General features: G+C 61.7%; 22 protein-coding genes. 13 read left to right on the top strand and 9 right to left on the bottom strand.

The features are described from left to right. Window positions 1–60 precede the first annotated feature (60 nt). The 3 genes from ACP148_RS11000 (at window position 61) to ACP148_RS10990 (ending at window position 1,517) form a co-directional block, all read left to right on the top strand. On the top strand, window positions 61–483 hold the full coding sequence (locus ACP148_RS11000) for a MucR family transcriptional regulator (protein WP_350052390.1): 423 nt from the start codon (window positions 61–63) through the stop codon (window positions 481–483). A gap of 154 nt (window positions 484–637) precedes the next feature. Further along, window positions 638–1,045 carry a helix-turn-helix domain-containing protein gene (locus ACP148_RS10995; protein ID WP_421952429.1) on the top strand — a complete coding sequence of 136 codons (408 nt, stop codon included), beginning with the start codon at window positions 638–640 and terminating at the stop codon, window positions 1,043–1,045. Further along, window positions 1,032–1,517 (top strand): DUF6456 domain-containing protein, encoded by a 486-nt coding sequence (locus tag ACP148_RS10990; protein WP_421952428.1) that lies wholly within the window; start codon window positions 1,032–1,034, stop codon window positions 1,515–1,517. Before ACP148_RS10995 ends, ACP148_RS10990 begins: the two co-directional genes overlap by 14 nt. On the opposite strand, the gene ACP148_RS10985 is transcribed toward ACP148_RS10990, so the two are convergent. Then, a complete protein-coding gene (locus ACP148_RS10985; protein ID WP_421952427.1) occupies window positions 1,514–1,945 on the bottom strand; it encodes a SufE family protein in 432 nt (143 codons plus the stop codon). The genes ACP148_RS10990 and ACP148_RS10985 overlap by 4 nt on opposite strands. 45 nt (window positions 1,946–1,990) lie before the next feature. Continuing rightward, window positions 1,991–2,266 carry a hypothetical protein gene (locus ACP148_RS10980; RefSeq protein WP_421952426.1) on the bottom strand — a complete coding sequence of 92 codons (276 nt, stop codon included), beginning with the start codon at window positions 2,264–2,266 and terminating at the stop codon, window positions 1,991–1,993. A gap of 318 nt (window positions 2,267–2,584) precedes the next feature. Between ACP148_RS10980 and ACP148_RS10975 the strand changes: the two genes are divergently transcribed. Genes ACP148_RS10975 through ACP148_RS10965 form a run of 3 tightly spaced genes read left to right on the top strand, consistent with a single transcriptional unit; the run spans window position 2,585 to window position 5,704 of the window. Then, the gene (locus ACP148_RS10975) at window positions 2,585–4,390 is read left to right on the top strand and encodes a sensor histidine kinase (protein WP_421952425.1); all 1,806 of its coding nucleotides are present in this window, start codon (window positions 2,585–2,587) and stop codon (window positions 4,388–4,390) included. After that, window positions 4,387–5,358 (top strand): peptidoglycan-binding protein, encoded by a 972-nt coding sequence (locus tag ACP148_RS10970; RefSeq protein WP_421952424.1) that lies wholly within the window; start codon window positions 4,387–4,389, stop codon window positions 5,356–5,358. Before ACP148_RS10975 ends, ACP148_RS10970 begins: the two co-directional genes overlap by 4 nt. A 10-nt stretch (window positions 5,359–5,368) precedes the next feature. Continuing rightward, window positions 5,369–5,704 carry a DUF1491 family protein gene (locus ACP148_RS10965; RefSeq protein WP_421952423.1) on the top strand — a complete coding sequence of 112 codons (336 nt, stop codon included), beginning with the start codon at window positions 5,369–5,371 and terminating at the stop codon, window positions 5,702–5,704. On the opposite strand, the gene ACP148_RS10960 is transcribed toward ACP148_RS10965, so the two are convergent. Beyond that, entirely contained in the window at window positions 5,701–6,852 is a 1,152-nt protein-coding gene (locus ACP148_RS10960) for a DUF2336 domain-containing protein (RefSeq protein WP_421952422.1), read from the bottom strand. The genes ACP148_RS10965 and ACP148_RS10960 overlap by 4 nt on opposite strands. 338 nt (window positions 6,853–7,190) lie before the next feature. Between ACP148_RS10960 and ACP148_RS10955 the strand changes: the two genes are divergently transcribed. After that, the gene (locus tag ACP148_RS10955; protein WP_421952421.1) at window positions 7,191–8,003 is read left to right on the top strand and encodes a hypothetical protein; all 813 of its coding nucleotides are present in this window, start codon (window positions 7,191–7,193) and stop codon (window positions 8,001–8,003) included. Between the two features lie 1,045 nt (window positions 8,004–9,048). Here the strand turns inward: ACP148_RS10955 and ACP148_RS10950 are convergent. From ACP148_RS10950 to ACP148_RS10940, 3 genes are read right to left on the bottom strand one after another with little or no spacing between them, the layout of a single operon-like run. Continuing rightward, window positions 9,049–9,594: a DUF1254 domain-containing protein gene (locus ACP148_RS10950; RefSeq protein WP_421952420.1), complete on the bottom strand. Its 546-nt coding sequence runs from the start codon at window positions 9,592–9,594 to the stop codon at window positions 9,049–9,051. Next, window positions 9,591–10,166 carry a DUF1214 domain-containing protein gene (locus tag ACP148_RS10945; protein ID WP_421952419.1) on the bottom strand — a complete coding sequence of 192 codons (576 nt, stop codon included), beginning with the start codon at window positions 10,164–10,166 and terminating at the stop codon, window positions 9,591–9,593. The genes ACP148_RS10950 and ACP148_RS10945 overlap by 4 nt, the downstream gene beginning before the upstream one ends. Before the next feature lie 4 nt (window positions 10,167–10,170). Then, window positions 10,171–12,333 (bottom strand): transglycosylase domain-containing protein, encoded by a 2,163-nt coding sequence (locus ACP148_RS10940; protein WP_421952418.1) that lies wholly within the window; start codon window positions 12,331–12,333, stop codon window positions 10,171–10,173. Window positions 12,334–12,486: 153 nt separating this feature from the next. Here ACP148_RS10940 and ACP148_RS10935 point away from each other — a divergent pair, with 153 nt between their 5' ends. The 3 genes from ACP148_RS10935 to csgH all read left to right on the top strand — a co-directional run bounded on the left by ACP148_RS10935 (window position 12,487) and on the right by csgH (window position 14,126). Further along, the gene (locus ACP148_RS10935) at window positions 12,487–12,936 is read left to right on the top strand and encodes a YcgN family cysteine cluster protein (RefSeq protein WP_421952417.1); all 450 of its coding nucleotides are present in this window, start codon (window positions 12,487–12,489) and stop codon (window positions 12,934–12,936) included. A 260-nt stretch (window positions 12,937–13,196) separates the two neighbouring features. After that, window positions 13,197–13,631 carry a curlin gene (locus ACP148_RS10930; protein ID WP_421952416.1) on the top strand — a complete coding sequence of 145 codons (435 nt, stop codon included), beginning with the start codon at window positions 13,197–13,199 and terminating at the stop codon, window positions 13,629–13,631. 84 nt (window positions 13,632–13,715) lie between these two features. Beyond that, window positions 13,716–14,126 carry a curli-like amyloid fiber formation chaperone CsgH gene (gene csgH / locus ACP148_RS10925; protein ID WP_421952415.1) on the top strand — a complete coding sequence of 137 codons (411 nt, stop codon included), beginning with the start codon at window positions 13,716–13,718 and terminating at the stop codon, window positions 14,124–14,126. A 52-nt stretch (window positions 14,127–14,178) separates the two neighbouring features. Here the strand turns inward: csgH and ACP148_RS10920 are convergent, their stop codons facing one another. Continuing rightward, window positions 14,179–15,369, bottom strand: coding sequence for a hypothetical protein (locus ACP148_RS10920; protein ID WP_421952414.1), 1,191 nt, complete (start codon window positions 15,367–15,369; stop codon window positions 14,179–14,181). A 254-nt stretch (window positions 15,370–15,623) separates the two neighbouring features. Between ACP148_RS10920 and ACP148_RS10915 the strand changes: the two genes are divergently transcribed. Continuing rightward, on the top strand, window positions 15,624–16,028 hold the full coding sequence (locus tag ACP148_RS10915; RefSeq protein WP_421952413.1) for a curlin: 405 nt from the start codon (window positions 15,624–15,626) through the stop codon (window positions 16,026–16,028). Window positions 16,029–16,145: 117 nt separating this feature from the next. Further along, the gene (locus tag ACP148_RS10910) at window positions 16,146–17,585 is read left to right on the top strand and encodes a TrkH family potassium uptake protein (RefSeq protein WP_421952412.1); all 1,440 of its coding nucleotides are present in this window, start codon (window positions 16,146–16,148) and stop codon (window positions 17,583–17,585) included. An 18-nt stretch (window positions 17,586–17,603) separates the two neighbouring features. Here the strand turns inward: ACP148_RS10910 and ACP148_RS10905 are convergent, their stop codons facing one another. Beyond that, entirely contained in the window at window positions 17,604–18,095 is a 492-nt protein-coding gene (locus ACP148_RS10905; protein WP_425033502.1) for an SRPBCC family protein, read from the bottom strand. Next, window positions 18,095–18,442: an ArsR/SmtB family transcription factor gene (locus ACP148_RS10900; RefSeq protein WP_421952410.1), complete on the bottom strand. Its 348-nt coding sequence runs from the start codon at window positions 18,440–18,442 to the stop codon at window positions 18,095–18,097. The genes ACP148_RS10905 and ACP148_RS10900 overlap by 1 nt, the downstream gene beginning before the upstream one ends. Before the next feature lie 158 nt (window positions 18,443–18,600). On the opposite strand from ACP148_RS10900, the gene ACP148_RS10895 reads away from it, so the two are divergent. Continuing rightward, complete coding sequence (locus ACP148_RS10895) at window positions 18,601–19,071, top strand: SRPBCC family protein (protein WP_421952409.1); 471 nt, start codon at window positions 18,601–18,603, stop codon at window positions 19,069–19,071. The last annotated feature ends 11 nt before the right edge of the window (window positions 19,072–19,082 follow it).

The raw sequence follows: 19,082 nt of genomic DNA, 5'->3' as shown, positions 1-19,082 counted from the left end.
GGTTCCCCCGGGATCAGCCCACCCCAACAAATAGCTCCCATACGCAAGAAGGGATTTTCGATGACCGCTCCGGCGAACGCCGAGAACAGGGTCGAGTTGGACCTTGTGGAATACAGTACAGAGATTGTTGCGGCTTATGTCAGCCACAATGCCATCAGTCCGACCGATCTTCCGAAATTGATTTCGGAGGTGCATGCGGCGCTTCGCTCGCTTGGCGCGGAAGAAGCCGCCGCCCCGGTCGAAGAGAAAAAGCCGGCAGTTCCGGTCCGCAAGTCGGTTACGTCCGACTATATTGTGTGCCTCGAAGACGGGAAAAAATTCAAGTCGCTCAAGCGTCACTTGCGCACCCACTACAATCTTTCTCCTGAAGAATATCGCGAGAAATGGGGCCTGCCTGCCGACTATCCGATGGTTGCTCCGTCCTACTCCGCCACGCGCTCCAAGCTGGCTAAGGACAATGGATTGGGTCGCAAGGCCGGTTGAGTATCTTACAGATTTGAATCGTTTGGGGCCGCGTTTGCGGCCCCTTTTTGTTTCCGCCCACTCATCGGTTTGAAAAGCCGCGGTCAGGCACTTATCCCCGCGTTGCTCTGCCTCCGATATAGGAATTATATCCTATTTATGAGAGAGTGGTCCTATGACGATTTGGATATCCACGGCAGCCCGGCTGGAACGCAACGTTCTGTCTGAGAAACAGCGACGCGACTGCAAGCTTGTCGTTCGCACGGTCTCCGGTGAAACCGGGGTCCGCTACTGTGATTTTTTCGCCCCCTCGCGCATGCGCTTGCACACAGCCGGCGCACGGCAGTTGGCCATGTATCTTTGCCACGTCCTTTTGGGGATGACCATGACCCAGGTCGGCCAGTTTTTCGGACGGGATCGCACCACGGTCGCCTATGCCTGCGGGCAGGTGGAGGACATGCGCGACGATGGTGGTGACTATGACCGTCGTCTCGTTGGTCTCGAAGAACGGATCGAAGCGGCCAGACGTCGGCCCTGCGCGCTCGAAATGAGGCTCTCAGAGGTCCCCCATGCCGGCATCTGACTTTGGCTTGGCGGTCTTGGGGCAGTTGACCCGGGCTCGAAACAGTGAGCCGGCTTTTCTCGACGCGCATCATCTCGAGGCGGCTGGGCGCCTACTGATCCTGTTCGAACGCAGCCGGCTGCGCGCCCGTACCACCATGAATTACGGCCCGCGCGTTGGCAGCGCTCGCGGCGAACATGCCAACGACATGGGCGATATGGCCCTGGATGCCCGGCGGCAATTGGCGGAGCTCTATGGTGCTTTACCCCGCGACTGTGCGGAGGTGGTCATGGACGTCTGCGGTTACGAAAAGGGTTTGCAGGATATCGAGCGCGAACGGGGTTGGCCCAGGCGCAGCGCCAAGCTGGTCCTGCGAATCGGACTCGAAGCGCTCGCCGCCAGATTCGGCTTGGCGGCTGGCGTCACGGGCCCTGAAACAGCCCGCACCAGAACCTGGCTCGGCGAAGGCGCACGACCTGTAGAGTTCGGTTAGACCTGAACGGTGGCCTGGGCGTCCGCCCGCAGACGGGCAACCATGGCCGCCAATCCGTTCGAGCGCTGGGTCGAAAGATGCTCACGCAAGCCAATTGAATCAAGAATCGGCAGCGCGTCAGTTGCTGCAATATCGGCGGCGGGACGGCCCGAATAGAGCGCCAGAACGATAGCCACCAGGCCCCGAACGATCATCGCGTCGGAATCGCCCCTGAAGGACAATATCGTCCCCGCGTCACTCGGCTCGCTGTCGGTCACCAGCCACACTTGCGAGGCACAGCCATGTACCTTGTTGTTGGCGTTGTGCTCATCGTCGGTCACCGGCGCGAGCCCCTGGCCAAGTTCGATGATGTATCGGTATCGGTCCTCCCAGTCGTCGAGGAAAGACAGATTGTCGGCGATTTCGTCAAAAGCGGCTGTTGTATTCATGCCGGCCATTTTAGTCCCTGATCCCATCCATTGGAAGGGGACTCGTCAGTAAGCCCAGTCGGGACGGGGAGGGGGCAAAACGGTCACGTTAACCTGTGCCGGTGTCTCTGGCGTGGTGATCTGGGCCAGCATTGCCCGTCCCACGGCGCATTCAACGCTCGGGCACTCTGCAGGCATCAGAGACTGACTGACTGCCTGGGCGCCCTGACTGGCCAACTGCTCTCCGGCAGCACGCGCCGAAGCACCAACATCCATGCCCGTACTCGGGGCCATGATGAGAAAGGCGGCGGAAAGCCAGAAGGCAGAGCGAACCACAAACATGAAATCAAACCTCGTCGTCCGGGACATATGGACAGCGTCGGGATAGAGCCTAGAGGGATGGCGTGAAGCATTTTTGGCAAACTCGCGTAAAATTTTATGCAAATGCCGTCCATCTCCACAGCAGCCCGTTAAGCAAGACTCTGTTTACGCTACCCCCAGAAACCTGCCTCAAGCGTTCAACGAATCCGGCCCGTGCCCGTCTCGGGCGGTTCGACTTAATGGTGTCTTAGGGCTTGGGTGGAAGTGTGGGCCAGCCGAAGGACGCCGTTCTCAGGCAAAGGCCGCAGCGTATCGCGGCATCTAGAAGTTGAGCGTTTCATGCGTAACCCCCTTGCGGATTTCACTATTGCTTCCCAGTTGTCGACCGGCCCCGCCCGGCCCGGCCAGCGCAATACGGTCCTGCATCGTGTCCTTGCCCTAAACACTGTCGCCATGATGGTCGGCCTTGGGCTGGCAATGGCGCTATCCCTGATGACGCTGTTTGGCAGCAATGTTGCGCCGCTCATTGCGACAACGGTTGTTTCGGGCCTCCTCGCGCTGTCGGGCGCTCTGCTATTGCGCGGTGACTTCGAACCGACAATCGCAGTTCACGCCCTGGTACTGGGTTCCGTCAGTGCAATTTTTGCGGCGAGCGATCCCGCCTTGATTGACCTTGGGCTTGCCATGGGGCTCATGGCCGCGCTTTACGCCCAAGTCCTCGCCAGGGGGCGCTATCGTCCACTCGCATGGTCCATTCCGGCACTGGTCCTTCTGGCCGGCATTCTGGGCGCTGACGCTGCATTTTCTGCGGCCCACGCCACCCTGCAGCCCTTCTCGGTGCTGGCACTGGCGGTTTTCACCACCGTAGCTGCAGTCACCGCCACTCGCCTCGAAATCATCTCCGCGGAGTCCCCTGTTTCCCAGACCCGCGCTTTTGCCGTTCTGGCTGAAAATATTCTCGGTGCCGTGGTTCGCTACGGCGCCGACGGTGGGCCCATCTTCATCTCGCGTTCGGCAGGCAATCTTTTGGGTTGTCGCACCTTCGAGCTGGACGGTGCCGGTCTTTTCGAGCGTGTCCATGTGATGGACCGTCCCGCCTACCGCAAGGCCATTTCGGATGCGTCAAACGGTACGGGCGCCAGCACGATCGAATTGCGCCTGCGCCGCGACGATGCCGAACCGGGCGCCGGGACGCGCTATATCTGGGTCGAATTCGCCCTCGCCCCACTCCAAGATGAGGACGTGAACGGATCCTCAAGCGATGTTCTCGCCGTCCTTCGCGATGTCAGCGCGCGCAAGGATGCCGAGCGTCAGGTCGAGGCGGCGCGTCAGCAGGCAGAAGAGGCATCGGAGGCCAAGTCGCGCTTCCTTGCCACCATCGGTCACGAGCTGCGCACTCCGCTCAATGCCATTGTCGGCTTTTCTGACATGATGTCGGAAGGGATCGGCGGCACGCCGTCGCCAACCCACGCCGAATATGCCGGCCACATCAGCCGCAGCGGGCATCACCTGCTTGATGTGGTCAATATGCTGCTCGACATGTCAAAGATCGAGGCGGGAAAGTTCGAAGTGCATGCCGAGCTGTTTGCGCCTCAGTCACTTGTCGAACCGTGCATGCAAATGGTCGAAACCCTGGCCCGCGACCGTGCTGTCACCATCGAGGCAGCTGTTCCTGAAAAGCTGCCCCAGATCATGGGCGACGAGCGGGCCTGTCGACAGATATTGATAAACCTGCTCTCCAACGCCGTGAAATTCAGTCATGATGGTGGCACCGTCACGCTGATAATGCGCCGCCAGGGCAAGATGCTGGCTATCTCGGTCAGCGATTCGGGCATCGGCATGCGACCGGAAACTGTAGAGCGCATCGGCGAGCCTTTCCTGCAGGCTCAGGACAGCCTCTCGCGCCGCTATGAGGGTACCGGGTTGGGGCTCTCGATCGTCAAGGGGCTTGTCAACCTGCACGGGGGGCGTCTTGACGTGGTGTCCGAGCAGGGTCTGGGAACCACCATAAGTGTCCTGCTGCCGCTCGAGGGTCGCCTCGGAGCTGGAAAAAGCTCGGCAACCATCGAACACCTTTATGCGACCAAGCGCGATAGCGACGAAGACAAATGGCTCCAAGACGAAAGAAGAAGCGCAGCAAAATGAACGCCGGTATTGCTCAGATTCCCCTGGCCGTCGGCGCTGGCGCCGCCAGCATGGTTGGTCATGCCCTCTCGTGGAGCTTTGCGCGATTTGCCCGTTCGCCCATGGCCTCCACAGGGCTGGTGCTGATTGCCGGCCTCACATTGATGGCGGCCACCAACGCTCTGTTCCTTCAGGACACGCGGCACCCGGCGCCATTGTTCGTTTCTGGATCGGATGGCGCCGCCAGCCGACCCGTCCCGATTGAGCCCGTTGTGGTCGAGCCTCTCGAGATACCGCAAAGGCCTGTGGCTCAACCGGTCGCACCCGAACCGGTGCCCGCCGCGAGCCAAACTTCGACGCCTGTTTCAGAGGCACCCGAACCAACGATCGCCGCCATAGGCAATCAGGATATCGCCGACCTGCAGGAAAAGCTCAAGGCGATGGGTATTTTTGACGGCACCGTCGATGGCTATTACGGCCCAAGGACCGCCGACGCGATCCGCGATTTCGAGGCGCGCTTCAATCTTCCGCGCACCGGCGCCGCGACCCCGCAGGTGATCAAGGCCGTAAGGGAGGCGCCGCTGCAGACATCACAAGCGGCACAGCCAGCACCGGTTGCCGCGACGCCGCAAGCCGACGAAATCGCGCCGCTGCTAGCCCAAATGCAGGAAACCGCCCCGACGGTCACCGATACCGTTGAGCGCCAAACCGTCGCCGATATCTCGCCAAACCTGTCGGTATCAACTCCCCAAGCTTCAGCCGAGACTGCTCAGCCCAGCGTTCCAGCCGTTCTCAACGGCGATCTTGTCAGCGATATCCAACGCGGCCTGAGCCGCCTCGGCTTCCTGCAAGGGCCGGTCAACGGCGTTGCCGACGAGGCGACGGCGCGTGCCATTCGCCAGTTCCAGATTTTCAACAATTACCGCCCGACAGGCGAAGTCAGCCCCGTGTTGCGTCAGATGCTGGTCGAGGCCGGGGCTTTCCTGTAACGCTGGCTTCATGCAGCAGCTTCGCTCGGATATCTGGTGCGCCGCCTTTGTGCGCCGCCACAATAGCATGGGAAATTTCTGTGTCGTCTCGCGACGCGGCGATGCCATCGCCGGCCAAATATGGATCGAAATCGACCATCTCGACGGGACCGTCTCGCTCTTTACGCCTGCCCCCGGCGCCGTCATGGACCATCCCCCCGACGACAGGGTCTTTCAAAAACGCTTCGAGCGCACCGATCCACTGACGGTTAAAGATCGCATAGCCCGTGAAATCGAATTCGATCAGGACCTTTGGGTGCTGTCGGTCGATTGCCGCACCGACGAGCTTGGGCTGGATGTGATCTAGCCCGCCTTGCGCGCCGACTGCATCCGGTCCAGCGCCTCGATTGCCTGATCCCCGACGGTTCCCGTCCGCGATACCGGCCTGGCTTCGGGCGTGCGACGGCTGGGCTCGGCAAAACGTGCGTATTCGGGCCGCATGAGTTCGGCAGGTCGCACATCTCCCCGCCAGGCACTCATCATGTAGACCATGGCCGGCACGCTCACTTCATCGAACAGCCGCGCAAAGCTCGCCAGCGTCTTGGAGCGGTCGGCATCGTGGCTGGTTGCGTGAATGAGCACCTTGAGCCCGTCATAAGAGGTGCAGCCGAAGGCTCGCAGCACCACAAACAGCGCTGCGCCACTCGTGTCATGGGCGATTTCCGCGCACCGCAATTCATCCAGCCCCGTGATCTGGCTGAGAAGACGCGTGATTTTGGGCCGGCGGTTCTCCGAGAACAGCTTCATGAGCGCCCCGGTAAATTCGTTCGTCGCAACCGAGATCTGCTCGAAGGTGCGCATCATCGGCGCCTGCGGCAGGTTGCGTCGGGCATAGGCCCGCAACACGTTGATCCGGCCTTCTTCGGGCAGATCGAAAAACACGCCAGTCAGAAGCGCCGCATCGAAATCGTCGCGGCCGGCAAGGATGGCAGCGACTTCGTGATCCATCTCTGCCGAACGGGTCAGGGCGTTGAGGTAAGCGCCCCTTGGCGCAATTGATTTGTTGGCGGCCAGGGCGCGATACACCTTGCGGCTGTTAACCGGAAACAGGCGGGCCAGAATTGCATTGGACAGAGCAGGGCGCCGGGCAATGGCCGCGATGACGTCTGCGTTGCCCTTGTCGATGAGCCGGGCCATCACATCGTCTGAAAGCGAAGGCGCGCGTTCGAGATGGGCGATCAGGCCCGTGCCCAGATGGTCATAGACGAGGATTTCAAGCTGTGGCGTCAGATGCTGCGCACTCGCCAGGATACCGGCAGCCCGTGTTCGCGCGGTGGGTGCCGCCGTGGGAAACAGACGTCGCGCCAGGGTCTCGAACTGCTCGGCCTCGGCCGCCAGCGGCTTGCTGCGCCGCGCGTAAGCATCGCACGCGGCCACCAGAAGCGTGTTGGCCCGCTCGACGCCACCGGTTTCAATCAGCAGCTGAAACGTCTCGTATGGCTGAAAGCCGATCATTTGGTCGACTCGATCCCCCGGTCCACTCTTGTTGTTCTTCACTATTGCCTCAGATTCGTTAGCGGACTGTTAACCTTGACGAAGTCTTAATGCGTAATGTTCGGATCCGGGACGGCATGGTGCCGGCGGGGCAAGCGGAGGACCGGACGTATCACGAGGCCAATTATGGGTATGCTGGTAAAATTCAGCCCCAAAGACGCGCGCTCCGCACCGGTCATGACCGGAGGGTCGGGCGCGCAGGTCATATTGTTCACAGGCGTTCGCTATGAGCGCGGAGCCGGGGGGAGTAACCCCGCGCCGGCACCGAAGGTCAGGCGGACCCGCAAGGGCTGAAGACTTTGAAGGACTGGTTGATCGGCGGCGCGATGGTGGCCGCAGCATGTCTGTTGCTGTCCGGCTGTGCCCGTCCGACGGGCGATTTCGGGCGCGCCGCGCCCAGCGTGCTCCATGATCGAATCATGCCCACGGTCGGCGCCGCCCGCGCCGCGGCCGATGGCGAGCCAGTTTCCGATTTCAATCAGACCGACCAGGAGCGAGAGATGCATGATCGCGTCTGGCGCTTCCTCATCGCCCCACACGCCTATGACTGGTTCTACGACACGGCCGTTGAGCTCCAGCGGACGCGGATCGCGTCCAACCTCGATACGCAGTTTATTGCCGATCGCTACTACTCGACCCTGCGCAGCACCCAATACCAGTCCTCGCGGGTTCGATACCGAAAGGTCGCCGACGATATCGACATCGACATCGCCACCATCCCCACCACCTTCGCCGCCATCTGCCGGGTCATCGAGGTCGATCGTCAGCGCGCCATCGCCGTTTCCAACGTGACGCTCGCCGCTCCCGATGCCGCTGCACAAGTCGCAGCCCGCAAATGGGAAAACGAGCGGACCATCGACTGGTTCACCCGGGCGCTGACCTACCGCTATCAGTCCTATTCGGTCGCTCTTGAGCGCCTTCTCGTCGAAACTCCACATGAGGAGGCCCGCGTCGTCGACGCCCAGCTTGCCCGCATGCGGCCCTACGTCGCCCGTGCTCAAGCTGGTGACTTCTGCCTGGTCGGCGGGGAGGGGCTGGTTTTCAAGGACACAGCCATCGCCTCACGTTACGCGACGGCGCCGCCCACGCCCGAGCCGCTGGTGCGAAAGTAGTCTCGCTTGCCGAACACTCGGTTCTTTCATCCATGACAAACCCTCCGACGGCCAACGGCCTCGGCTTGCTGACTTTCTTGCTGGTCGCGCTTCCGAACCGAAAAACCGGTTCCCACTTTTTCTGGAAGCGCTCCAGACAGACGGCATGGGGCGAAGAACGCTCCGCATGTTTATTTAGTATATGAAGCGATCATCGCCCCACGCATCCGGGGTTTTGGGCTTATGGCGGCGTCTCGGGCTGGGGTTTGTCGTCCGGGATATTGGCATTTTTAGTGGGTCGGTTGGCGAACCGGGAAACCGGTGCCCACTTTCCCTGCCAACCTCCCGTCGGTGCCCCTCTCCCTTTCGGGAGTGCGACGTGGAACGCCTGGTTCCTCGTCCGGCCATCCGTCCGCTTTGGGCCTTCCCTGCGGCGACCCGCATGGAACCCGGATCGGTCTCGCCGGAAGCTCGTATGCATCCTCGTCTCTGGCGACACCGTGGGGGGAGAATGGCACGAGTGTCTGGGGGCGGGGATAAGATTTTTCGAGCGCTTCCACCTTCACCCGCGTCATCCTCGGGCTTGGCCCGGGGATCTGCTGCGTCGAGGCGGCCGGTGAAGGGGTTGGGGACCGATGACGCGTCAAGGATCACCACTTCTGCCGCGCTTGCGGACGCCCTGCGGATCCCCGGTCCAAGCCCGAGGATGACGAAGGGGGTGGGGGTGAGTGGTGGGGATGGAGCCGCCGGGGGCGGGCCCGAGGATGACGACGGGGGTGGGGGAGTGATGGGGATGGAGCCGCGGGGGCGGGCCCGAGGATGACGCGGGGGGTGAGCGGTGGCGGTGATGGGGCCGCGGGGGGGAGCCCGAGGATGACGACGGGAGTGGGGTGAGTGGTGGGGATGGAGCCGCCGGGGCGGGCCCGAGGATGACGCGGGGTGGGTTTATGGTGGTTATGAGCCGCAGGAGGGGCGAGCCTGGCATTGCGATGGGGGGGTGGGCGCTGGTGGTGGAACCGGAAGAGGGGGAGGGGGCCACGATGGGGTGCGGGCGCCGCGATTGGCTTCAGCGTATGGTCGAGCAGCTTAGCTGGCTGAGCGCCTCGCGATAGCGTTCGCGCATTGCCGGATGGGGCGGTGCCAGCCGAACCACGACGGCCACGCTGTTGCCTTGCGATTCCACGATCAGCAGGCCCTCGTCGATTTCGAAACGTTGCTCGGCGAGCAGGCGCGTCTGGGCGGGATTGAACAGTCCCATGTCGAGCAAGTCACCCGATCCGGACCGGTTGGTCGTGGCATAGATCACATGCCCGTCACGGTTGAAGACCGAGACCGACCAGAAGGCCAGCGGCAATTCGCCGTTTACGATCCCCGGCCCGTCGCCAAGTTCCAGCCTGCATATGCCGTAAAGAAGCGCGGGGTCGAGACCGAGAGGGTTGACTTCGCCCGGAGCGATATCGTCGAGCACCAGTGTGGCCTCGAGCGGGGTCATGGCTTCCAGCCGATGCCAGACATCGCGCACCGCGGCGTCGGGCAGGGTCAGGATGACCACCAGATGAATCAGCCCGCCCAGGACCGCGCCGCCGAATATCCAGAACAGCAACCGGCTCATTGGCAGCCCATCCGTTCGATGGCCGGCATCGCCTCGATTGTGGTGTTGGCCCCGGAAAACACCACGGCATCATAAAGGGTCAGGACCAGCCTGAACGCTCCCGTACCCTCGATTTCCAGCCAGTTCCCCGGTCCCATGGCTTGGCCGATTGTGGCGTTGAGCCCGCCATCGCCCCAGCGGGCCACCCGCTCGCTGTGCAACGCGGGCAGGTCGGGCGAAGCGGCGATGTTGACCCCTTCAGGGTCGCTCGCCACCAAGGTCCAGAAACTGGCGCCCGGCACCTCGCCGGTGACGCGATACTGGCACCGCGCATCCAGCGGATCGCCGGAATCGTCGGTGGAGGCGGTAAACTGCAGCCCTTCGGCATAGCCCAGTTGCAGCGTGCCGGTGCGCGCCAGATAGGCCCGGCTGTAGGGATCGGGCGTGGGTTGTCCGATATCGGGCCAGGCGGCCCAGGAGCCGACCCGGACCGCCGCGAACAATCGCCCGTCGGTCAGCGCGTAATAGCTTGCGCCAAACCCCACACAGAGGGCGACCGCAAGGCCAATCAGCAGTCGGAAAATCAAACCCAAGACGTCACAGACTCTCGCTTGCGCCAGCGACCGGGGCAGTCGCCTGATCGACGGCCTCGTTCCCCCCTATGGCGAGGGACTGGCGCATTTTTTCCGACAGATCAAGCAGCTTGATCGCCGCCGCCGGGGCCAGCGTCGGCGCACGCTCTGGCGGCTGCTCGCCATCTTCGCCGTTCGCGGCGTCCGCGATGATGAAGGGCCTAGGCTCCATATCCACCCCGAACACCGGCTTCACTTCGATATTTGTGTGCGCGTAAGCCATGAATTTCTGCCAGCTCATGGCTGGCAGGCTGCCCCCGGTCAGATTGTTCATGGCTGTGTAATTGTCGTTCCCGTACCAGACCGAGGCAACGTAATTGCCGGTATAGCCGACATACCACGCATCGCGGTACGAACTCGTCGTCCCGGTCTTGCCCGCGCTGGGGACACCCTCGACAACCGCCCGTCCGCCCGTGCCGCCATAATTGACGGCGTTTAAAATGTCGTTCATCGACAAAACGATCTGCTCGTCCAGAAGGCGCACACGATTTTCGTCAGGATTGGCTTCATAGATGACTTGGCCGCGCAGCGTCGTGATGCGGGTCACCCCGAATCCGGTGGCGCGATAGCCGCCATTGGCAAAGACCGCATAGGCTGACGCCATGTCGAGCGCGCTGACCGAGGCGACCCCCAGTGCCAGCGAGCGGGTTACCGGAAATTCGTTGCGGATGCCCAGCCGATGCGCCATCTCCGCAATCGGTTCGCGCCCGGTCTGGGTGGAAAGACGAACCGGAACGCTGTTGATCGAAGCAGCCATGGCGGCCCGGATCGTCGTTCCGCCGCGAAACGAACGCCCGTAATTCTGCGGGCACCAATTGCCGATGCAGATCGGAGCGTCGGTTATCGGGCTGCGCGGTGTCAGCCCGAGCATTTCAAAGGCGGTGGCATAAACGAATGGCTTGAAGGCCGATCCGGGTTGCCGGTTCGGGGCGATTGCCCTGTTGAACTGGCTTTGCCCGTAATCGGTGCCCCCCACCATGGCGCGCACGGCGCCATTGTGCTCCATCACCACCATGGCGCCCTGGCCCACATCGTAGGCAGCGCCCTGTTCACGCAGCACCGAAATTATCGCGTCTTCGGCATGCACTTGAAGATCGGGATCGATGGTTGTCCGCACCACGAACCCGACCTCGGTGCTGTCGCCCACGATGCGCTTGGTTTCCAGAAACGCCCAGTCGAGGAAATAATTGGGCGAATTGGCCTCCGCCGACCGGTCGATGGGCTCGGCCGGCCGCCGCCGTGCCGCCGTCACCTGGCCCTCGGTGAGATAGCCCCCGTTGACCATGTTGGTAAGCACCACATTGGCCCGCCCGCGGGCCGCCGCGATGTCCACATGCGGCGCAAACCGGGTGGGGGCTTTGTAGAGCCCGGCCAACATCGCCGCCTCGGCAAGGTCGATATCCTGCACGGGCTTGCCGAAATAATATTCCGCCGCCGCGACCACCCCGAAATTACCGCCGCCCATATAGGCGCGGTCGAGATAGAGTTTTAAGATTTCGTCCTTGGAGTAATTGGCCTCGAGCCAGAAGGCGAGGAACAGCTCCTTGATCTTGCGCTCCAGCGTGCGCTCGTTGGAGAGGAACAAATTCTTGGCCAGTTGCTGGGTGATCGAGGACCCGCCCTGCAGCCCCGACTCGCCTTCGGCGTTGGAGAGCAGCGCGCGCACCGTACCCCAGACGTCGATGCCGAAATGCTCGTAAAACCGCCTGTCCTCGGTCGCCAGCGTCGCCTTGATGAGAACGTCGGGGATTTCCGCCAGCGCCACTGAATCGTCGGACCGGATACCCCTCCGCCCGATCTCGTTGCCGTAGCGATCGAGGAATATCACCGAATAGTCTTCGGCCCGGTTGAATTCGCCCGAGGCTGTGGCATCCATGGCCGAAAGCGCCAGCGCCACCATAAGCACCGATCCCATGGCGCCAAAGCTCAAGGCGTCGGACGCCAACTCCACAAAAATGCGCCGCAGCCCGCGCACGGAAAAAAGCGAGAAGAAATCCTGAATTCTGGTATAGACTCGCCCCGTCGATCGCATCCCGTCATAGAGAAACGAATCCAGCCACGCATCGGCTTCGAGCAGCCGGTTCTTGCCCTTTGAGCGCTTCTGCTTTGTGTAAAACGGATCCTGCACCTGGGGCCTTTTTCTGCTCGGCTTTGATCGATTGCCCGTCCGGGTGCGCTCGAGCCCGAACCGATGCTATTGTATGGCGTTAAGCCCCCATGGGTCATCACAATTTTATGTGGTTTTGCCAACGGGGTTAAAAGTGTGGAGTTGGTGCCGACAATGGCATTCTGGGATGAAAAACCGCTTGAAGCGATGACCACCGAGGAGTGGGAAGCCCTGTGCGACGGGTGCGGGAAATGCTGCCTGCTCAAGCTCGAGGACGAAGACAGCGGCCAGATCTTTCCCGCCAATGTGCGCTGCAAGCTGCTCGACGGCGAAACCTGCGGCTGTTCGGACTACCCCAACCGCCAGGCCAAGGTTCCCGACTGCATCAAGCTCACCCCTGAAAAGGTGCGCGAGATCGCCTGGATTCCCAAAAGCTGCGCCTATCGCCGTATCGCCGAGGGCAGGGGGCTCGCCTGGTGGCACCCACTGGTCTCGGGCGATCCGAATACGGTTCACGCCGCCGGGATTTCCGTAAGGGGCCGCACCATCGCCGAGGCGGACGCCGACACCTCCGACTGGGAGAGCCATATCATCGACTGGGTCGATTGGGAGCCGGCGGAATGACTTGCACGGCGTTGCGGGATTAATTATGTCCGCCGTACGTATTAAAGCTGCGGCACCCCTGTCGAACGACAATTTCAGACGTTTACGACTTCGCGCTCGCCGATCCTGATGCTTCGACCCTGAGCCCGAAAAAAATATCGTGATGAACGCTTTCTGAATATCGAGTTCAGGGCCGGTTCCGGCCACACGCACTAGACCTGATCCTGCAAGAGACAACCGGCGGTACGCAACACCCGCCAACTCAACCAGGAGACGGAACAATGTTTAAAAAGATCATCATCGCAGCCACCCTTGCTGCCAGCTTCGGTGCCGTGAGCGTTCCCGCCATGGCCAACGGTATCTACATCAACCAGTATGGCTGGGGCCATTCGGCCGGTGGTACGCAGTCGGGCACAGGCAACACCATCGGCATCTTCCAGGACGGCTGGTGGAATTCGAGCACCAACCAGCAGTCAGGCCAGGGCAACGTCGCCGCCAGCGGCCAGACCGGCTGGAACAACCAGTCCGAGACCTGGCAGAACGGCAATTTCAACGAGGCCGGTGTTGGCCAGTTCGGCGCCAACCACACCTCGGTCCTCACCCAGGACGGCAATGGCAACGTCGCTGCCGGGGTCCAGGTCGGCAATGGCTGCACGGCCGCGGTCGATCAGAACGGATCGGGCAATGTCGCCGCCTTCGTTCAGGTTTGCCCCTGATAGTGGCGAATGGCTCACCTCATTTCCCAGGCCGGGTAGGCGACCAACCGAGGCCCGCCCGGCAATCTGGAAAGGAATCATCCGATGACCATTGATCGCCGCAAGGCCTATACGCTTTCCATCCTCGGCACCGTCGTTGCGCTCGTCGCCGTTGGTACTGCCAGCTACGCCCGGTCGACCGACGATGTTGCAGGCTCAACCCGCCCGGCACCGTGCGAAGTGGTGTCGACCGCCACCGGCAACGGCGTGGCCCTTGAAGCTATCTACAATGCGCAGGGGCCCGCGAACGGCACATACCGTCTTTCGGTCAAGACCGTCGGCGGAGCCAACAGCTCCAGCATCAATCAGGGCGGCGGTTTTGCAGCGCACGCCGCCGGACCTATCAGCCTTGGCCGCGTGTCGGTCGGCAACGCTCCGGCATACGATATCGCGCTGACAGTCGAAGTCGACGGCGTGACCCACACCTGCCTCGATCCGCAGGGCAATTGGGCGTAACAAAATAGGGGCTCCGAAACGGGAGCCCCCTTTTCCGGCATTTATTGAAGCGTTACCGAACCTGCCGCAGTGTCAGGCCCGAAAGTACGCAATCGCCCGCGACAGCCAGGCCGCCATCGCCAGCCTCGATATCGCATTCGAACGGGGTGGGCACCGAGCTTTCGCCATCGATCTCCTCGATCGTCAGGGATCCTTCGCCAGCGGCATAGGTGCCGCTCAGCGCCGGATCGGCCGATTCCGCATCGAGCACCACACCCTCCCATGCGGCAAACGATCCGTCATTGCCGAACAGGAATGTCAGGCTGTTGGTGCCCGCGCCCTGCGCCACGAACCGTCCGGGCACGATGCCGCTGATCGCAGCCTGCGCCGCCGCATCGCCTTCGTTCTGAAGCGCCGCAACTTCCGACTCAATGGCTGCAAGCTCGTCCGTGCGCTCCGATAGCGTCGCGGTCAGCGTTTCAAGCTGGGCCTGTACCTCGTCACGCTGGCTCTGCGCATCTGTGATCTGGCTTTCCAGTTCGGTCTGCTGGCCCTCGAGTTCGGCCACGACCGTTTCCAGATTTTCCCGCTGTTCCTCAAACTGGGCCTGGCTGGCCCGCAATTCGGCGATCTGGGTCTGGGCGTCAGCCTGCGCTTCGCGCGCCGCCTGCACCTCGCTTTCCATTTCGGCCGAAGTTCGCGTCGCGTCGGCGGCTTCCTGAGTCAACTGGGCCGCGGTCTCGCGCAACTCGGCTTCCTCGGTGCGGGCCGTTTGCAGGCGGCTGCCCACATCGGCCAGTTCCGCCGTGCTTTGGGCTATCCGGTCCTGCACTTCGGAAAATGAGCTTTCGGCTTCCGCCAGATTGGTCTGCAATTGCTCTATCCGGCCCTCGCGTTCGGAAAGCGCATCTGCAACCGTCTGCAACTCGGCGTTCGCGCCTTCGAGATCAGCCTGCGCTGCGTCGCGTTCGGCAACGATGCTTTCGCGCTCTTCGGTCAGCCTGTCGCGCTCTTCAGTGAGCGTGGCGATCTCGGCTTCCAGTTCCTCGAGCGTGGTGCCCGATTGTTCCATGGTGCGTACGTCGGTCGCCAACTGGTCGCGCTCGGATGTCAGCATATTGATTTCATTGCGCAAGCCGCCCGTGGATGTGGACGAGGCCAGCCACAAGATCAGAAAGGCCACCCAACCAAGTACGGCAGCAGCGGCCAGTCCGATCACGAGCGGGTTTCGTCTGGTCGGAACGGGGTTTTCGGTGTCGTCCATGACAAATCCTTTTGGCCCTCGTTGAGAGAGCGAATGGAAAAACGAAAATTGCAGGAGCGTCCCGGCATGGCGCAGCCCCTCATTCCAAACAACAAGCAACGCGTGCCTCGGGTTCCAAAGTGACGGGGCTTTCACGCCCGGCCCAACCTTAACGCCAGATAAACGCGCCCTTCGAGGTCGGTTCAGCCCGCCTGATTCATAGTCGCGGTCATGGAGGCGCAACACCGCCGCAACAAACCCAAAGGACCAGGACCATGGGACGCAACACACTCACCGCAAAGACCACCGGCCTCGCACTCATTATGGCACTGGGCGCATTCACAGCCCCCGCCAACGCCGGGCAAATCTCGATCAACCTCAACCCCGCCAATGCCGAGCAGCAGCAGATGATGCAGGCCGGGCTCGGTTTTTACGCCCTCTATAACGGCATCCAGAACGGCTCGATCACCCAGAACGGGATCAACAACATGGCAGGCCTCATGCAGGGCGGCAGCGGCAATCTCGGCATCGTCCACCAGGAAGGCAGCAATCATAACGGCACGCTCAATCAGCAGGGCGGCAACAACAGCTACGGCCTGTTCCAGTTTGGCGAAGGCACCGATGCCCATGTCAGCCAATCGGGCGGCCAGACCGGTCTCGGCTTCGTCTTCGGCTGGTGATCTGCCCGGCTTTCGATCCAGGGCGCGGCCCCTTCGGGCACGCGCCCTTTTTCGTGGCGTTGATTTCCAGCCTTTAAGAGCGTAAACGGTCCCGCGCCACGCTGGAGGGGCCGGTACATGCTTGGTGCAACCGCTTACGTCACCGCGTTTTTCACGCTCGTTCTTTCCGGCATGATGCTTGTTCCGATGCTGGTCGATCTCTCGGTCGGCAACCCCGACTGGCAGGCCTTTCTGTTCTCGGCGCTGGCCGCCGGCGTGCCCTCGGGTTTCCTCGTGCTCGCCACGAGACGCCAAATGCCCCCTTTCAGCCTGAAATTCGGCTTCCTGCTCGTCAATATGATCTGGGCCGCAACCTCGATCGTCGCCGCCCTGCCGCTGCTTTTATCGGGGCTTTCCATCGGTTTTACCGATGCGGTTTTCGAGGCGACATCCGGTATCACCACAACTGGATCGACAATTCTTTCCGGCCTTGACCAAATGCCTCCGGGCCTTCTTTTGTGGCGCTCGATGACCCAATGGTTCGGTGGGCTGGGGATCATCGCCATGGGGCTTTTGCTGCTGCCTTTCCTCCGGGTTGGCGGCATGCAGATCTACAAGCTCGAATCCTCGGCTCAGGCCGACTCGCCCTTTGCGCGGTTCACAAAGTTCTCATGGGCCATGGTGGGGCTCTATCTCGCCCTGTCACTGGCTTGCGCGGTGGCCTATTGGCTTGCCGGCATGTCCACCTTCGATGCCATCAATCACGCAATGAGCACCGTCTCGACCGGGGGCTATTCCACCCACGATGCCTCCATGGGCCATTTCGGGCTTCCTGTCCTGATCGTCGGCATTGTCTTCATGATCGCCGGAGCAATGCCCTTCATCGCGATCCTGCGCGCTGTCACGACCGGACGACTATCGGCGGCCTTCGAGGCGCAGGTGCCGGTTCTGCTCTCGATTCTGGCGGTTTTAAGCTTCGCGGTCTTTTTGTCGGCGCTCGTCCACTGGCCGTCGGACGCGAGCGCACTGGGGATCCATTCGGCGTTCAATATCGTGTCGGTGGTCACGACCACGGGATTTGCCTCGACCGACTATACGCTCTGGGGGCCCTTCGTGAACGTTGTTTTCCTGCTCGCCACGTTTCTCGGTGGCGCGGCGGGATCGACCAGTGGGGGTATAAAGACCTACAGGCTCATCATAATTTACCAGTCGCTGCGCAACGGGCTCAAGGAGCTGATCTATCCGAACGGCATATTCGTGGTACGCTATGAGGGGCGCGAAGTGCCCTGGCAGGCCATCAAATCGGTTCACCATTTTATCGGGGCGTTTCTGGTGCTGCTTTTGGCGGTGACGCTGGTTCTCGGCTTTACCGGTCTCGACACCCTGACGGCCTTTACCGGAGCGCTCACCGCGCTCACAAATGTCGGGCCCGGCCTTGGTGAGATCATCGGCCCGGCGGGTAATTTCTCCTCGCTCGAGCCGCTGGCCAAATGGGCGCTGATCTTTGCCATGCTGGCGGGACGCCTTGAGATACTCGCAATTCTTGTCCTGTTCAGCCCGGCCTTCTGGCGGCGCTGAGCCCATCGTTTTCTCGTTCTACTTGCCGGTCAGTTCGGCAAGCAGGGTCGCAAGTGCGTCAAAGCTCTCGCCCATGCCATCGGTCATGCCTGTCGCCAGCGAGGCGTCGCGGTGGCCCTTGGATTCATAGGTGATGGTCTGTTTGAGCCGGGTGCGCGTGCCTTCGCCATGAAACCCGGTATCGATCAGCATTTTTCCCATGCCGAAATCGTCGTCGAACGTCTCGGTCGTCAATAAGCGGACCGGGCGCTCGACCTCGTGGAAAATGCCCTTCAGCCCCATGCTCTGGCCATCCGGGCCCGACCAGACATAGCGATAGGTTCCGCCGGGGCGCGGATCGATATCGCAGGTCGAAACCCACCACCCCTCCGTGCCGGTCATCCAGCGCCGGACGAGGTCGGGCTGCGTATAGCAATCGAAAACAAGGTCAGCTGGTGCGTCGAACATCCGCTCAACGACCACTTCGAGGTCGCTGGGGGTCGAAACGGACAGGGTGGTGGCCAGGCTCATCAGTTCTGTTCCTTTTGGCGGCGGGCCTTCAACTCGTCGAGCAGCGCGTCGAGCCGGGAAAAATTGGCTTCCCAGATATTCCTGTAATTCTCCAGCCAGTCAGTGGCCTCCTTGAGCGCGATGCCCTCGATCTTGACTGGGCGTTTCTGGGCATCGCGGCTGCGCGAGACCAGACCGGCCCGCTCCAGCATCTTGATATGCTTGGAAATTGCAGGCTGGCTCATGTCGAAGGGCGCCGCCAGCTCCATGACCGTCGCCTCGCCGTCGATCAGCCGGGCCAGGATGGCGCGGCGGGTGGGATCGGCCAGGGCGATGAATGTGGCGTCGAGGCGTTCGGATTCCGTCATTACATAACCGTGTAGATTGATATCTATTTAGTTATATATTTTCGCTTTCCAAGTCAATATGCACGCCCCGGCGGCTTGCGAAAGAATTTGCAGATTTTTGTCGGATGGGATCACACTCACGCGTCCTGGATGCATCAACCTGCAAATGGAGACGACAAATGCCCGCCACCCCAAATACCGACAAGGAACTCGTGCTGGATCGCCTGATCGATGCGCCGCGCGATAAGGTTTATCGGTGCTGGACCGAGCCCGACCTCATCAAGCAATGGTTTGCGCCAAAGCCCTGGACCACGCCCAAGGTGGAAATCGACGTACGCCCCGGCGGCGCCAGCACGGTGACAATGGCCGATCCCGAGGGCAATGAGTATCCCAATCCCGGCATCTATCTCGAAGTTGTGCCCGACGAAAAACTGGTGTTCACCGACGCGTTCACAGCTGGATGGCAGCCGACCGACAAGGCGTTTTTCACCTGCGAATTGACCTTCGCCGACGAGGGGGGCAAGACCCGCTATATCGCCCGCGCCAAGCACTGGACGCTCGAAGACAAGCAGCAGCACGAGCAGATGGGTTTCCACGAAGGCTGGGGCCAGTGCGCGGACCAGCTCGAGGCGCTCGCCAAAACGCTCTAATTCAGCCAGTC

This window comes from Pelagibacterium sp. (genome assembly GCF_965249125.1).
Taxonomy (GTDB): Bacteria; Pseudomonadota; Alphaproteobacteria; order Rhizobiales; family Devosiaceae; genus Pelagibacterium.
This window is presented reverse-complemented; position numbering and strand designations above follow the sequence as displayed.